The following is a 14,416-nucleotide window of genomic DNA, read 5'->3' on the forward strand; positions in this document are numbered from 1 at the left end:
TAGAATCGGGCGGCGCGGCCCACCATGCTGCGTCCTCCACCGTTCATGCGCGACCGTCCAGACTTGCTCACTGACCCACCTTCCGATCCGCTCTCCGACGTGCTGGCCCTGCTCCAGGTGCGCAGCGGCGCTGCGCTGCACATGACGGCGGGCGGCCCGTGGGCGCTGCGATTTCCTGCGTACCCCTACCTGAAATTCATCGCCCAGCTGCGCGGCGTCCTGTTCCTGCAGGTCGAGGGCGACGCCCATCCCTATCGGCTCGAGGCGGGCGACTGCCTGTTGATGCGCAGCGGCCGGCCTTATGTCGCGGCCACTGACCTCACGCTATCGAAACAGGATGGCCCGGCCCACTTCGCGGCATTGCGCGGCGGCGCGGCCACGTGGGGCGATCCGAATGCTACGGACGGCATGGAGATGATCGCCGGCCGCTTCGAGTTCGACGCCTTTCAACGCGACCTGCTTGAGCAGGTGGTGCCGCCCGAGCTGCACATCCCTGCGGATGCGCAGGCCGCGCCGGCGCTGCGCGCGCTGCTGGACTTGTATGGCAGGGAGGCTGGCGCGCCGGATGCGGGCGCGCGCCTGATGACCGACGGCCTGGCGCGCATCGCGCTGGTGCAGGCCCTGCGCGAGCCGGGCGGCGCGCGGCACGGCTGGCTGACCGCCCTGGCCGACCCGAAGATCGGCCCCGCGCTACGCCTGCTGCACGGCGCGCCCGAGCGGCGCTGGAGTGTCGAAGAGCTGGCGCGGGAAACCGCGATGTCACGCTCGGCGCTGGCGCTGCGCTTTCGCCAGCTGGTCGGCATGGCGCCGCTGCAGTATCTGCAGGCCTGGCGCATGCGGCTGGCGCGGAAGGCCCTGCATCAAGAAGACACGCCGGTCGCCGCCATCGCCTGGCGTCTCGGCTACGCGTCGGAAAGCGCGTTCAGCGCGGCGTTCAAGCGCAGCAGCGGTTGCGCGCCGGGGGCGTACCGGCAGAAACAGCGCGTGCAGCGTCTCGCCAGTTAGCGTAAAAACGTCGTCCCCGCGCAGGCGGGGACCCAAGTGTTTCAGCGCAGCCGCTACAAATTTCGTAGACACTGAGTTTGCAGACTTGGGTCCCCGCCTGCGCGGGGACGACGTGGGGCTACTCTTCTTACCAGCTGAGCTTCAGCGAGTACTTGCCATTGGTCGCCCCAGTACCACCGCTATAGTAGGTCACGCGCACAAAGCGGGTCGACGCGCTGCTGCCGGTGTTGCTGGAGCTGACGCTGTCCACCGCGCCGACGCCGTTCTGGCTGGTGCCCAGCTGCGTGCCCGAGGCGTTGTACACGTACAGGTCGTAGTCGGCGTTGGACAGGCCCGGGGTCAGCGCCGCGCTCAGCGTCTTACCGGCCGGCAGGTCGACGCGGAAGTAATCCGTGTCGGTGGTCGAGCCGAGGTTGCCGTTGACGGTCGTATTGCCCGAAGTGACCAGATTGGCGCTGGCGGTGGTGTTGTTCGACTCCGCCTCGGCCTGGGTGGTGGCCGCGGTGCCGCCGGTGGTGGCCGCATTGACCGCCGCGGTGGCGTCCACGATGCCGGTGCCGCAACCCGAACAGCTGGCCGGGAAGGCGCGCGCCGTCGATTTCAGTTTCGACTCGATGTCGTCCGGCGTCAGGTTGGTGTTCAGCGCCAGCATCAGCGCCGCCACGCCCGCCACGTGCGGCGTGGCCATCGAGGTGCCCTGGTAGGCCGCGTAGCTGTCCGAGGCCGGCACGGTGGTGCCGGTGTTCAGCGTCGACAGCACGCCGTTGGCGCCGTCGCCGCCCGGCGCCGCCACGTCGACCAGGGTGCCGTAGTTGGAGTACGAAGCGCGCCCGCCCGTGCGGCCGGTGGCCGCCACTGCGATCACGCCCGAGCAGTTGGCCGGGCTGGCGTTGCTGACGTTGACGGCGTCGTTACCGGCGGCCACCACCACCACCGCGCCGCGCGAACGGGCGCCGTTGATGGCGTTCTGGGTGGTCGCGCCGCAGGCGCCGCCGCCGCCCAGCGACAGGTTCAGCACGCGCGCCTTGTTGGCATTGGCCGGCACACCCGACACGCTGCCGCCCGACGACCAGGTGATCGCGTCGGCGATGTCCGAGGTGTAGCCGCCGCACTTGCCGAGCACGCGCACCGGGACGACCTTGGCGTTGTAGGCCACGCCCGCCACGCCGGCGCCGTTGTTGGTGCGCGCCGCCACCGTGCCGGCGACGTGGGTGCCGTGCCAGCTCGAACCCTGGTCGCGCGTCGGCTGGCCATTGCCGCATTCGCCGGCCACCACGGCGTCGCCCGGGTCCAGGGCGTCGCTGTCGCGGCCATTGCCGTCGTTGCCGATGGTGGCGGTGCTGATGAAGTCATAGCCGGCCAGCAGCTGGCCGGACAGGTCGGCGTGCGGACGGTAGCCAGTGTCGATCACGGCCACCACCACGCCGCTGCCGGTCGACTTGTCCCAGGCGGTCGGCAGGCGCAGGCCGCCGGCGGTTTCGTAGTAGTGCCACTGGTCGGTGTAGCGCGGGTCGGTCGGCGTCGCCATATGGGTCATGATGCGGTCCGGCTCGGCGTATTCGATGGCCGGGTCGCGCGCCATCATCTCGGCGGCCAGCGATTCGACTTCCTTCAGGTGGCGCCGGCGGTCGAGCTTGAACACCTGGGCGCCGGTCGAGATGGCGTGGCTTTCCTTGACCACCACGCCGAACTGCTGGCCGGCGCGGTCGAGCTTGGCCTTGCGGTCGGGGCTCACACTGGCGACCCTGGCCGCGACGCCGTTGGCGGCGGCCTTCGAGTCGCGGTACTTCACGATGATACGGTCTGTCTCCACGACGAACTGCGGCGCGCCGCTGCCGGCCTCGCCGGCGGCCGCGAGGGCGGATCCGGCTCCCAGCGCCAGCGCGACCGCTGCACACATCTTCAACACGGTCGGATGAATCGAATGCGTTTGCTTCATGGTTCTTCCTTCTTCAAGGTTTTCCGTCAAGCGATGGCTCGCTTGTGTCGTTGTAGGACCGGCAGTGCCGGTGCCGTCTCGAGGCGGCGAGCTCAGCTTAGCTTGAAGAAAAGAACCGGCAGGAATAAATTCCAATCGTTTTCGGCGTGCATACAACGGTTAAATCGGCATATCCCGCAAAAACATCATTTCTTCGGAAAATCGTTAAATATGCAGAATATTTAATGCCACAGTAAAGATACTGAACAAGCATGCATGGTGAATATGGTAATTATCAGATAAATATTCATGTCACACTTCTGGTTTTTATGCCGTGTATCGTGCGCCAAAACGAAAAAAAGGCCGCGCAATGCGCGGCCCTTCGGTTTCAGGCTAACTGAAATTAAACGATCAGAAATTGCCCTTGAACTGCATACCCCACTGGCGCGGCTCGTTGGTGAAGCCGGTCAGGTTGTTGAAGTCGATGGCGCCGGTGATGCGGCGCTGGTCGAGGATGTTGCGGCCGAACGCGGCGACTTCGTACTTGCCGTTGCCGAAGATGTAGCCGACGCGCACGCCGCCTTCGGTCAGGGGGGCGCCGGTGAACTCGGTGGCCTCGTACAGGAAGAAGTTGATCTTGCTGCGATACGACCAGTCGGTGAAGACATACAGCTCGCCGTCACGGAACGGCACGCCGTAGCGGGCGGTCGCGTTGAAGGTCCAGCGCGGCGCCTGCGGCAGCGGGTTGCCGTCGATGACGACGCGGCCGAGGGCGTTCAGCGGGTTGGTGATGGTGCACTGTGCGCACTTGTTCACCGACAGGCTGCCGTCGCGGATCTGCGTGTAGTTGTAGCTGGCGCCGGCGCTCACGCGCAGGGCGGTGCTGACGGCCGCTTCGAAGTCGAACTCGGCGCCCTTGCCCTTGGTCTTGTCGGCGTTGATCAGGCGGTTGACGTTCGAATTGCCACCCACTACGGTCAGCTGCTGGTCTTCGATCGTGTAGTCATAGATCGAGAACGAGGTGCGGGCGCGGCGGTCGAACAGGTCGGCTTTCACGCCCAGCTCGAACGACTTGATGGTTTCCGAATCGGCGATCGTAATCGGCACTTCGGCCGAGGCGGCGGCGATGCTCGGCGCGCGGAAGCCCGTGGCGGCGCGGCCATAGACGTTCACGGTCGGGGTCACTTTATAGGTGGCCGACACGTCCCAGCTGATCTTGTCCTTGTTTTCCTTCACCGACGACGGGCCGATCTGGACGACATTGGTCGCCTCGATGGTGCGGAAGTCCTTCTCGTCCTTGGTGTAGCGCAGGCCGCCGCGGACGGTCCAGTCCGGGGTCAGGTCGTAGCTTGCCGATGCGAAGGCGGCCCAGGCTTCGTTCTTCTGGTTCGAACGCAGGCGCGAGGTGCGCGCATAGGTGGTGCTGTTGAAGTTGTCGCTGCCGCCGGTCACGTCTTCATCGAAGAAGTACAGGCCGGTCTGCCAGTTGAACGGGCCGGCGTAGGCCGACTCGAGGCGGAATTCCTGGGTGTACTGGTCCAGGTTCTCGATATAGCCGTTGGTCTCGACCTGGAACGGGATGAAGCCCGGACCGGCCGGGGTGCCGCCGTCGATGTCGCCGCGGCTCGAGTAGTCGACGATGTGCTCGTAACCGGTGATCGAGTGCAGCTTGTAGTTGCCCAGGTCCCACTGCAGGCGCAGGTTGATGCCGTTGGTTTTCAGGCTCTGGAAGTTCTGGGCGTTGGTGACGATGTCGTCCAGGTCGGTGCCGTCGGCGAAGGTGTTGCTGCCCTTCTTGATGAGGTTGGCGCGGAACAGGCGCGCGCTGCCGTTGGTCTGGCGCTGGTGGAAGCCCAAGAGACCGCTGAAGCCGTCCTTGCTGTACAAGAACTGCACGCGTTCGGCGTGTTCGTTGTAGCCGTCCAGTTCACCGGTCTTGCGGGTCTTGGCGACGTCGCTGAAGTTGTTGACGTAGTCGTCGCGGTGCTGGCCGACGGCCGACACGCGCATCGCCACATTGGTCGACAGCGGCACGTTGACGGCGCCTTCGGCGTTCATCGTGTAGTGCGAGGCGGCCGACAGGTTGTAGTAGCCCTCGACCTTCTTCAGGTTCGGCTTCTCGGATTCGAATTTCACGACGCCGGCCGGGGTGTTGCGGCCGAACAGGGTGCCTTGCGGGCCGCGCAGCACTTCAACGCTGGCCAGGTCGAAGATCGGGAAGCCCTTGAGGATCGGGTTCTCCTGCACGATGTCGTCATAGACGAGCGAGACCGGCTGCGAGGCGAAGGTATTGAAGTCGGTGTTGCCGTAGCCGCGGATGTAGAAGCGCGGGAAGGTACGGCCGTTCGACGATTCGACGTTCAGGCTCGGCACCTTGCCGGCCAGCAGGCGGATGTCGTCGCCGCCGGAGACCAGCACATCCAGCTTGTCGCCCTTGAGCGCGGTGACGGAGACTGGCACGTCGCGGATGTTCTCGGTGCGGCGCTGGGCCGTCACGGTCACGGATTGCAGTTGGAGGGACTGGTTGGACTCGGTCGTCTGGGCGAACGCCGGTGCGATCGGCAACGCGGCGGACAGCGCCAGCATTGCGCCATGCGCGCTGATAACGCGCTTGTGCATCTTGGACATCTTGGTCATGGAATGTTTTCCTGGTGATTAAAAAAAGAACCGATGTCCCCGTTCCTCTTCTTATGGACGCTACCCCCGCCGGGTGCGCGAGCGGATATGACCCGCCCTCGGCAGCGCATCTGAGGCGCACATCTTTGCGATGTTTTTAAGGTTGCCGACTTGTCAAAGGCGGTATTGTCCGTGAAGGGTATGTGCGACGGCAAGTAAATATCGAACGTTACGCCTTGATTACAACACATGCAGATGTGCCGGTTCGGGCTACGCCTTCCGCCCCATCCGTCATGGGTCTGAAAAAGGTTTGTGAATTATTTTTCGAAAAACCCTTGCAGACCTTGAAACCCACCCTCTATAATTCGGGCCTCTTCGGACGCAATGACAAGCGTCAGACGACAAACCACCGAGATGGGCGCTTAGCTCAGTTGGTAGAGCGGATCCCTTACAAGGATTAGGTCGGGAGTTCGAGCCTCTCAGCGCCCACCAAGCATCTCGATGGTCGATCGAAGTAATGATCAGAGTAAACGGAGCGGTAGTTCAGTTGGTTAGAATACCGGCCTGTCACGCCGGGGGTCGCGGGTTCGAGCCCCGTCCGCTCCGCCAGCATCAAGGAAGAAGGGTCCGATTCGTCGGGCCCTTTTTCTTTTTCCGTTTCCGTTTTATCGACGGCCCCGCTCACGCCCGGCGTCGCACCGGATCCCCGACTTCCACCCGATCGCGCCCCGCGCGCTTGGCCACATACAGCGCATGGTCGGCGCGCGCCAGCGCCGCGCTCAGGTCTTCGTTCGGATCGAGCACCACCACGCCGATACTGACCGTCATCGTGTAGCGTGGCCCGCTGGTGATCACGGTGGCCGCGCGCACCGCCTGGCGCAGGCGCTGGGCGGCCTGCACTGCGGCGTCGATGTCGGCGCCGGGCAGCATCATCGCGAATTCCTCGCCGCCAACGCGGCCGATGCTCTCGTGCTCGCGCATCACCTCGCGCGCGGTGCGGGCCAATACCTGGAGGGCGTCGTCGCCGCTGGCATGGCCCCAGCGGTCGTTGATCTGCTTGAAGTGGTCGATGTCGATCATCATCAAGGCCAGCGGATGGCGCTGGCGCTGGGCCGCCAGGCGCGCGCGTTCGGCGCGCTCCAGGAAGGCATGACGGTTGGGCAGGCCGGTCAGGCAGTCGGTCGAGGCCAGCCTGGCCATGCGCGCATCGTCCTTCTGCTTGCACAGCAAGAGGAAACCGAAGCCGTTGACGATCATGAGCAGGTAGCCGGCGAGATAGGCGGCTTCGCGCGCGAGCACATGGTCGAACGGCCCCTTGCCCAGCAGGACCGAGCCGGCCCACAGCGCGACCGCGACGGCGAACAGCGCATCGTTGATGCCGATGATCCGCTGCAGCAGCGACGCATGGCGCCGGCGCAGCAGCACCCATGCCATGGCGGCGGCGAACAGCGCCACCACGCCCGCCACCATGGCGCTGAGCTGGGCGTGGCTGGCGCCGTGGATGCCGGCCGCGATCACCACCGCGGACGACAGCACGGCAACCGGCAAGACGATCCGTCCCCAGCGCGCGAAACCGAAGAAGACGCAGTAGGCCGCCATCTCGAGCGATACCGCGAGGATCCAGCCGATGCCCTCGAGCCCGCTCAGGAGCGGCAGCGCCAGCATGGGACGGGCCCAGCCGGCCAGCTGGCTCAGGCCCATGCCCAGGCGCGCCCACATCCACAGCTGCAAACCCGGATTGCGGTCGGCGCCATGGGTATATCCTGCCATCAGGATCGCAAAGCCGACGTTACCGATCCCGAGCGCAAGAAGAAAAGTCTGTATATCGATCACTGCCTGTCCTCTTCGGAACGTTGGCCGGGCCACGCGCGACGGCTCGCGCAGCACATAACATCGCAGCAACTAATGTTGCCTTAAAGAATTTATGTTACACGTTTTCCAAAAACACGGCGCGCACGTTTGGTAGAGGTATGGACAAATGCCACACTGTTGTGCGCGGCTGACGCTTTTTGATGCGTAGCAGCATCCAATCGCGGATAATCAAACAGACAACACACCGCACCACGCCGGAGCACTAGTGATTTTTCGTTTCCTCAAGCCCCCTCGGATGTCGCCGCGCCTGCACCGGCTGAAGAGTTCCTCCCTGTTCAGTGCGCTGACGCCGCTGGAATTGAAGATTGTCGATGGATTGCTGCACGAACGCCGCTATCTAAAGGATGAGATCGTCTTCGACGAAGGAGAGGAAGGCCAGGCCCTGTATCTCCTGATGAGCGGCCGGATGCGGATCAGCCGCCTGCACGAGGGCGTGACCCAGGTGGTGGCCGAGCTGGAGCCGGGCGGCTTCTTCGGCGACCTGGCCCTGCTCGACAACTCGCCGCGCAATGCCCAGGCGCGCGCGCTCGAACCCTGCGAGGTGGCGGTATTCTTCCGCGCCGACTTCCTGGGCCTGATGGAAACCGACGCCGTCCTCGGCTACAAGATCTCGCTGGCGCTGGCGCGCCACATCGGCCTGCGCCTGCGCGAATGGATGGGTACCGGACGGCCGCAACTGGAAGCGCTATGAGTCCGGTGCCGGGCATCGTCAACGGCCCCGAGCGCGCCGGTCCCGTGGTCTGGACCGGGATTGTCGCCGCCACCTGCCTGCTGCTGCTGGTGGTCCAGCAACTGCTATGGCTATTCCTGCCCTTCATCTTCGGCACCGTGCTCTACTACATCCTGCTGGGACCGATGCAGCGCATGGTGCGCTCGGGCTTTGGCCGCAACGCCGCCGCGGTCTGGGTCTGCACCCTGTTCTTCACGCTGGCCGCGCTGGCGCTGGCGCTGGCCCTGAGCTGGAGCGATGGGCCGGAAGAAGACTCGTGGGAAGCGACCATCGGCCTGTACCTGGATGGCGGCGTGGCCTTCGTGCGCACCTCGCTGGCCATGCTCGAGGCGCGCTTCCCGATCCTGGCCGAGATGCGGCTGACCTCGACCGTCGACATGGCGTTCACCACCTATACCAACGACTTCGCGCAGAACCACCTGGGCGACATCGTGGTCGGCGTCATGACCTGGGTGCCGTCGCTGCTGCTGGCGCCCTTCCTCACCTTCTTCCTGCTGCGCGACGGCGTGCGCTTCAAGAAGTTCCTGGCACGGGCGGTGCCGAATGCCTATTTCGAGCGTGCGCTGTACCTGTTGCACGAGGTCGACCAGACCGCGCGCCGCTATTTCGAGGGGCTGCTCAAGCTGACCGTGCTCGACACGCTGGTGCTGGCGCTGGGCCTGTGGGTGATCGGGGTGTCGTCGCCCCTGCTGCTGGGGCTGATTTCGGCCGTGCTGGCCTGGGTGCCGTTCGTCGGCTCGATCGCCGGCTGCGTGCTGGTGGTGATCGTCGCATCGACCGATGCGCCGGGCAATCCGCTGATGGCCTACGGCGCGATCGGGGTGTTCGTGCTGGTGCGGCTGCTGGACGATTTCCTGTTCATGCCGCTGACGCTGGGCCGCAGCCTGCACATCCACCCGCTGGTGACGGTGCTGATGATTTTTATTGGCGGCATGCTGGCGGGGGTGGTGGGGCTGATGCTGGTGCTGCCGCTGCTGGGGGTGGTGATGGTGATCGGCGAGACGCTGGGAACACTGGTGACCAATCCGCGGCTGCGGGCAAGGCACCGCTATGCGCGGGCCTTGCGGACCAGGCAGGCCAGCGTCGACCTGGACATCGCGCGCGAGCGGCGCGGGGCGCCGACGCCGAATGGCGCGCTGAACGCGACGTCCAGCGCGCCCCCCGAGGCATGATTACTTCCTGACGGTCTTCGGCTTGGACTTGATGGTCGACAGGATCGACGGCGCCGCCTTGGCTGCCGGCGCCCCGGTCGAACGCGCGGCCGGCACACGCTGGCTGCGGCGGTCGCCGCCTGGCAGCGCCCGCTTCGTCGCCACCTCGATCACACGCCCCTTCGGCGGCGCACCGGCCGGACGACGCTCTTCACGCGCCGCACCCGGCAGCTCGCCTCCCGGCGGCGGAATCAAATGCCGCTCGCCATTGCCGATCAAGTCGCCACGTCCCATGCGCTTGAGCCCCTCGCGCAGGATCGGCCAGTTCTCCGGATCGTAATAGCGCAGGAAGGCCTTGTGCAGCTTGCGCGTCTTGCCGCTCTTGGCGGTTTCGACGATCTCGGAATCCTCGGTGACCTTGGCCAGCGGGTTCTTGCGCGAGTGGTACATGGTGGTCGCCATCGCCATCGGCGTCGGCGTGAAGGTCTGCACCTGGTCCAGCTTGAAGTTGTTCTTCTTGAGCCACAGCGCCAGGTTCAGCATGTCCTCGTCGGTCGAGCCGGGGTGGGCCGCGATGAAGTAGGGAATCAGGTACTGCTTCTTGCCCGCTTCGAGCGAATACTTGTCGAACAGGCGCTTGAACTCGTCATAGGCGCCGATGCCCGGCTTCATCATCTTCGACAAGGTGCCGGCTTCGGTGTGTTCCGGCGCGATCTTCAAGAGGCCACCCACGTGGTGGGTCACCAGCTCTTTGACGTACTCGGGCGAGCGCACGGCCAGGTCGTAGCGCAGGCCGGAACCGATCAGGATCTTCTTGATGCCGGGGATCGCGCGCGCCTTGCGGTACAGCGAAATCAGTTTGCTGTGGTCGGTGCCCAGGTTGGAGCAGATGGTCGGGTACACGCACGACAGGCGGCGGCAGCTTTCCTCGATCTTCTTTTCCTTGCAGGCCAGGCGGTACATATTCGCCGTCGGCCCGCCCAGGTCGGTGATGGTGCCGGCGAAGTTCTTGGTCGTGTCGCGGATCAGCTCGATCTCGCGCAGGATCGACGGCTCGGAGCGGCTCTGGATGATGCGGCCTTCATGCTCGGTGATCGAGCAGAAGGTGCAGCCGCCGAAGCAGCCGCGCATGATGTTGACCGAATAACGGATCATTTCCCAGGCCGGGATATGGGCCTTGCCATAGCTCGGGTGCGGAGCGCGTGCGTAGTTCAGGTCGTAGACGTTGTCCATCTCGTCCATGGCCAGCGGCAGCGGCGGCGGGTTGAGCCAGACGTCGCGGTCGCCGTGGCCCTGCACCAGTGCGCGCGCATTGCCCGGATTCGATTCCAGGTGGAACACGCGCGAAGTGTGCGCATACATCACCGGATCTTCGCTGACGGTCTCGAACGACGGCAGGCGCACCACGGTCTTGGCGGCCTTTTCGCGGGCCGCGGCCTGGCGCTGTTCGCGCGTCATGATGAGCACCGGTTTGACTTCCGGCTCGGGCGCGGCGTTGTCGAGCGCGCAGGCTTTTGGATCTTCCAGCGCCATCGCGTACGGGTTCGGCTGCTTGTCGATGCGGCCCGGTACGTCCACGCGGGTGGAGTTGTGCACCGACCACTCTTCGTCCGGCAGCCAGCCCTGCGGCACCAGGAAGGCGGTGCCGCGCAGGTCGCGGATGGTCTTGATGTTCTCGCCGGCCGCGATGCGGCGGGTGAGGTCGACCAGGGCCCGTTCGGCATTGCCGAAGATGAGCAGGTCGGCCTTCGACTCGAACAGCACCGAGCGGCGCACTTTATCGGACCAGTAGTCGTAGTGGGCGATGCGGCGCAGCGAGGCTTCGATGCTGCCGGCGATCACCGGCACGCCCGGGAAGGCTTCGCGGGCGCGCTGGCAATACACGGTCACGGCGCGGTCGGGGCGCTTGTTCGGCTCGGCGTTGGGGGTATAGGCGTCGTCGGAACGGATCTTGCGGTCGGCCGTGTAGCGGTTGACCATCGAGTCCATATTGCCGGCGGTGATGCCCCAGTACAGATTGGGCTTGCCCAGCGCGCGGAACGGCTCGACCGAGGTCCAGTCGGGCTGGCTGATGATGCCGACGCGGTAGCCTTGCGCCTCGAGCAGGCGGCCGACCAGGGCCATGCCGAAGCTCGGGTGGTCGATATAGGCGTCGCCCGTGACCAGGATGATGTCGCACGAATCCCAGCCCAACGTGTCCATTTCGGCGCGGGACATCGGGAGAAAGGGTGCAGTTGCACCGCGACTGGAGCGCTTGGCGACCGTCGCAAAGAGATTGGCTGGGGAGTTCATTGGCCGGCATTGTACCGGAAAACCATTTTTGGGGCAGCGAACCACCCCGAAAAATGGCTTAAAATCAATGACTTGTGGCTAATTCGCCTACGTCAGATGCCCATATTCGACAGGATTTGCCCCAGTTCACGCAGGCCGGACTCGACACGCGGGTGGCGCGCGGCGAAGCGCGCCGCCAGTTCCTGGGTGCGCGAACCCAGGCCATAGGTGTTGGCATCGAGCTGCTGCTCGGCGCGGCGCTCCAGCACTTTCTCGATGTCGCCATCGAGCTGGCGCAGCAGGGTTTCCAGTTCGACATCGGTGTCGCCCGTTTCTTGCAGTTCGCGGTGCAGGGCTTTCAGGCGTGCCTTCAGGTCGGCATCGTGTTCGGGTTGCATCGTGGTCTCCGGTGTTGGCTCGATTTCATTGTAAGCCATGGGGGGCGGGAGCAGGAACACGGCTGTATGGCTCGGTTGGCGATTGTGGCTGTGCAAATGAAATTGGGCTCCCGCCAAGGCGCCCGGCGAGGGCGGGAGCGACGTGCATGAGTTATTGGCCAAAGAGCTGCAGTCAACTCTTCCCCACCCTCAAACAACGTCGCTCCCACGGAGGTGGGAGCCCAAGTTTTCAACCAACTACCTGCGCCAATCGCAACCCGCGACCGGCGCACACCAGCATCACTCGCCAGTCAAACCACGACGCTCCAGCAGCGGCTTGATATCCGCATCCTTGCCGCGGAAGTTGCGGTACATCTGCATCGCATCCAGCGTGCCGCCGCGCGACAGCAGGGTCTTGCGGAAGTGGTCGCCGTTCTTGCGGGTCAGGCCGCCGTTGGCCTTGAACCACTCGACGGTGTCGGCGTCCAGCTTCTCTGCCCACAGGTAGCCGTAGTAGCCGGCCGAGTAGCCGCCCGAGAAGGTGTGCGAGAAGTAGGCGCTGCGGTAGCGCGGCGGCACCAGGGCGAAGTCGACGCCGGCCTTCTTGAGCGCTTCAGCCTCGAAGGCCAGCACGTCCTGCGGGATCTGGTTCGGGGCCAGCTGGTGCCAGGCCTGGTCCAGCAGCGCCGCGGCCAGGTACTCGGTGGTGCGGAAGCCTTCGTTGAACTGCGACGAAGCCTGGACCTTGTCCAGCAATTCCTTCGGCATCGGCTCGCCGGTCTGGTAGTGCTTGGCGTAGTTGGCCAGCACTTCGGGCCAGGCCATCCACATCTCGTTCACCTGCGACGGGAACTCGACGTAGTCGCGCGGCACGCGCGAACCAGCGAAGCGCGGGTACTGCACGTCCGAGAACATGCCGTGCAGCGCGTGGCCGAACTCGTGGAAGGTGGTGCGCACTTCGTCGTAGGTCAGCAGGGTCGGCTCGCCGGCGGCCGGCTTGGCCACGTTCAGGTTGTTGGCGATGACGGGGCGGGTAGCAAGCAGCTTGCTCTGCGGGACCCAGGCATTGGCCCAGGCGCCGCCGCGCTTGTTCGAGCGCGCGTACGGATCGAAGGTGAAGATCGCCAGCTGCTTGCCGTCGACGTCGAACACGTCGAACATGCGCACGTCTTCGTTATAGCCCGGCAGGTCCTTGCGCTCCTTGAAGGTCAGGCCGAATTCCTTGTTGGCAGCGAAGAACACGCCGTCCACCAGCACGCGGTTGATCTCGAAGTAAGGACGCAACTGGCCGGCGTCGAAGGCGTAGCGCTGGGCGCGCACCTTGTCGCTGTAGAAGGCCCAGTCATGCGCCGCGGCCTTGAAGCCACCCTTCTCGGCGTCGATCACCTTCTGGATGTCGGCCGCCTCTTTCTTGGCGTTGTTGACGGCCGGCGGGGCCAGCTCCGCCAGCAGGCTGTTGACGGCGTCGGTGGTCTTCGCGGTCTGCTCTTCCAGGTTGTAGGCGGCGTGGTTCGGGTAGCCCAGCAGCACGGCGCGTTCGGCGCGCAGCTTGGCGATCTGCAGCACGGTCTGGCGGGTGTCGAACTCGCCGCCGCGGCTGCCGCGCGCCATCGATGCCGACAGCAGCTTGGCGCGGGTGTCGCGGTTGGTCAGCACCGACAGGGCGGCCTGCTGGGTGGTGTTCACGACAGGGATCACGAACTTGCCGTCCAGGCCGCGCTTTTTACCTTCCGCGGCGGCGGCGTCGATCGCCTTGTCGCTCATGCCGGCCAGCTCTGCGCGGCTGTCAATCACCAGCGCCGAGGCGTTGGCTTCCTTCAGCGTGTTCTGGGCGAACTGGGTCTGCAGGGCGGCCAGCTTGCTGTTGTACTCCTTCAGCTTCTCTTTGTCCGCATCCGACAGCTTGGCGCCGGCGCGCTCGAAGTCGTTGTTGTAGCGGTCCAGCAGGTAGGCCGATTCGGCGTCCAGCTTGAGGCTGTCGCGCTTGTTGTACAGGGTGTTGATGCGCTGGTACAGCTTGCCGTTCAGGCGGATCGCGTCGCTGTGCTGCGACAGCTTCGGCGCCATCTCGCGGCCCAGGGCGATCAGGGTGTCGTTGGTATAGGAGCCCGACAGGGTGCCGAAGGCGGTGCTCACGCGCGACAGCATGCGGCCGGCGCGTTCCATCGCGACGATGGTGTTCTCGAACGTCGGCGCGGCCTTGTTGTTGGCGATCTTTTCGATCTCGGCGGCGTGCTGGCGCATGCCCTCGGCATAGGCCGGGGCGAAGTGCTCGTTGCGGATCTTGTCCCAGGCCGGGAAGTTGAACGGCAGCGTGCTCTCTTTCGCGAACGGGTTCGATGCGTCGAATTTCGCGGAAGCGGCAACTGGCGCCGCGGCTTGGGCCGCTGGCGCCGCGTGGGCGATGTTCAGGACGGCGGCGCTCACGGCGGCGGCCAGCAGGAAGTGGGTACGTTTCATATTGTTTGCTTCTCGT

At 65.1% G+C, this 14,416-nt stretch carries 9 protein-coding genes and 2 tRNA genes; 5 read left to right on the forward strand and 6 right to left on the reverse strand.

The genetic code is table 11. The annotated features are described in order from the left end of the window. Positions 1-24: 24 nt before the first annotated feature. Positions 25-1,005, forward strand: coding sequence for an AraC family transcriptional regulator (locus tag SOM61_RS13260; protein WP_320474529.1), 981 nt, complete (start codon positions 25-27; stop codon positions 1,003-1,005). 127 nt (positions 1,006-1,132) lie between these two features. Here SOM61_RS13260 and SOM61_RS13265 read toward each other — a convergent pair whose 3' ends face one another. Both SOM61_RS13265 and SOM61_RS13270 read right to left on the reverse strand, forming a co-directional pair. After that, positions 1,133-2,944, reverse strand: coding sequence for a S8 family peptidase (locus tag SOM61_RS13265; protein ID WP_320474530.1), 1,812 nt, complete (start codon positions 2,942-2,944; stop codon positions 1,133-1,135). Positions 2,945-3,334: 390 nt separating this feature from the next. Then, positions 3,335-5,560: a TonB-dependent receptor gene (locus SOM61_RS13270; RefSeq protein WP_320474531.1), complete on the reverse strand. Its 2,226-nt coding sequence runs from the start codon at positions 5,558-5,560 to the stop codon at positions 3,335-3,337. Positions 5,561-5,955: 395 nt separating this feature from the next. On the opposite strand from SOM61_RS13270, the gene SOM61_RS13275 reads away from it, so the two are divergent. Both SOM61_RS13275 and SOM61_RS13280 read left to right on the forward strand, forming a co-directional pair. Next, positions 5,956-6,031, forward strand: a tRNA-Val gene (locus tag SOM61_RS13275). Between the two features lie 40 nt (positions 6,032-6,071). Beyond that, positions 6,072-6,148: transfer RNA gene (locus tag SOM61_RS13280), tRNA-Asp, on the forward strand. 72 nt (positions 6,149-6,220) lie between these two features. Here SOM61_RS13280 and SOM61_RS13285 read toward each other — a convergent pair. Then, positions 6,221-7,372, reverse strand: coding sequence for a GGDEF domain-containing protein (locus tag SOM61_RS13285; RefSeq protein ID WP_320474532.1), 1,152 nt, complete (start codon positions 7,370-7,372; stop codon positions 6,221-6,223). Positions 7,373-7,616: 244 nt separating this feature from the next. Between SOM61_RS13285 and SOM61_RS13290 the strand changes: the two genes are divergently transcribed. Together SOM61_RS13290 and SOM61_RS13295 are read left to right on the forward strand one after the other, a co-directional pair. Next, entirely contained in the window at positions 7,617-8,102 is a 486-nt protein-coding gene (locus SOM61_RS13290) for a cyclic nucleotide-binding domain-containing protein (RefSeq protein ID WP_320474533.1), read from the forward strand. Further along, positions 8,099-9,313, forward strand: coding sequence for an AI-2E family transporter (locus tag SOM61_RS13295; protein WP_320474534.1), 1,215 nt, complete (start codon positions 8,099-8,101; stop codon positions 9,311-9,313). The genes SOM61_RS13290 and SOM61_RS13295 overlap by 4 nt, the downstream gene beginning before the upstream one ends. Here the strand turns inward: SOM61_RS13295 and SOM61_RS13300 are convergent, their stop codons facing one another. From SOM61_RS13300 to SOM61_RS13310, 3 genes are all read right to left on the reverse strand, one after another. Further along, positions 9,314-11,509 carry a YgiQ family radical SAM protein gene (locus tag SOM61_RS13300; protein WP_320474535.1) on the reverse strand — a complete coding sequence of 732 codons (2,196 nt, stop codon included), beginning with the start codon at positions 11,507-11,509 and terminating at the stop codon, positions 9,314-9,316. It lies immediately after the preceding gene. 167 nt (positions 11,510-11,676) lie between these two features. Next, positions 11,677-11,961, reverse strand: coding sequence for a DUF4404 family protein (locus tag SOM61_RS13305; protein WP_109345866.1), 285 nt, complete (start codon positions 11,959-11,961; stop codon positions 11,677-11,679). A 279-nt stretch (positions 11,962-12,240) separates the two neighbouring features. Beyond that, entirely contained in the window at positions 12,241-14,400 is a 2,160-nt protein-coding gene (locus tag SOM61_RS13310; protein WP_320474536.1) for a M3 family metallopeptidase, read from the reverse strand. Positions 14,401-14,416 lie beyond the last annotated feature (16 nt).

Origin of the sequence: Massilia sp. CFBP9012 (assembly GCF_034045115.1) — a bacterium.
Taxonomy (GTDB): domain Bacteria; phylum Pseudomonadota; class Gammaproteobacteria; order Burkholderiales; family Burkholderiaceae_D; genus Telluria.